Source organism: Arcicella rosea, assembly GCF_014204325.1.
GTDB classification, from domain to species: domain Bacteria; phylum Bacteroidota; class Bacteroidia; order Cytophagales; family Spirosomataceae; genus Arcicella; species Arcicella rosea_A.
Window position 1 is genome coordinate 1 of record NZ_JACHKT010000074.1, and the last position, 1,166, is coordinate 1,166.

A 1,166-nucleotide genomic window follows, 5' to 3' on the forward strand; every position below is an offset into this window, starting at 1 on the left:
CAGGTTGAACGCATTTAAAAATGCGAGTTATTTATAAAATTAGGAACTTTGTCAGATGAACTGGCAAACTTTCTTTCAAGACATTCCCGATTTTCGTATAAATCGACGTAAGAAGCACAACTTATTAGACATATTAGTGATATCAGTATGTGCTTCGGTCTGCGGGGCAGACGATTTTGAAGATATTGCTTTGTATGGTACTCAAAAAGAGCATTTTCTTCGGACATTTTTGGAATTACCCAATGGCATACCTTCCCATGATACTTTTAACAGAGTGTTAAAGTTTTTAGATAAAGACGCTTTTGCTGATAGTCTTTATCGCTGGTCAAAAGAGATTTTGGCTACGCTCAATGAAGAATTTACTCAAATCAACATTGATGGGAAAGTTCTTCGAGCAACGGCTAAATCTGGTCATAAAAAATCAGGTCTTTGTTTATTAAGTGCTTGGGTTTCTGACCACAAATTAATCTTAGGACAGCAAAAAGTGGATACTAAATCTAATGAAAAAACGGCAATCCCAGACCTATTGAATAGTCTTGATTTAAGAGATAGTATCGTAACAATTGATGCCATTGCTTGTAATGTTGAAAATGCTGAAATAATTACTTCAAAACAGGGTCATTATATTTTAGCTTTAAAAAATAACAACAAGCATATCTGTCAGCAAGTGAGTGAAAGATTCGCCCAAGTAAAGACTCAACTACCTAAAAATGAATACGTTGATTTTGGCAGTGGACGTATCGAAACACGTACCTGTTATGTTGAAAATGACCTTACACTTTATGATGATTTAGCCCATTGGCAACATCTTAAAAGCATTATTATCATAGAATCAAAAAGAGAAATCAAAGATAAAATCAGTTTTGAAACCCGTTTTTACCTGAGTAATTTAACACTCGAACCTAAAGAATTTAACCAATATATTCGTAACCATTGGAGTATAGAAAATAAATTGCATTGGCAATTAGATGTCACTTTTCGGGAAGACTTACAAAGAACTCAAACTGGAAATGCTCCTGAAAATTTAGCCATTGTTCGTAAATTATCCTTGCAACTTCTTAATAAAATAACCGATAAAGAAAGCATTAAAAGTAGAAGGAAATTGGCAGGTTGGAATGACCAATATCTAATCGAAATGCTCTTTAATATTTAAATGCGTTTAACCT

General features: G+C 33.5%; 1 protein-coding gene. It reads left to right on the top strand.

Annotated features, from left to right (window positions below; all coding sequences use genetic code 11):
• The first annotated feature begins 55 nt into the window (after window positions 1–55).
• Window positions 56–1,153, top strand: a complete 1,098-nt coding sequence (locus HNP25_RS21615; protein WP_184137851.1) for an ISAs1 family transposase — start codon at window positions 56–58, stop codon at window positions 1,151–1,153.
• Window positions 1,154–1,166: the final 13 nt, after the last annotated feature.

Bases quoted from the DNA above. Each gene is read 5' to 3' on its own strand.
- HNP25_RS21615 (WP_184137851.1), top strand. From the start codon at position 56: ATGAACTGGCAAACTTTCTTTCAAGACATTCCCGATTTTCGTATAAAT.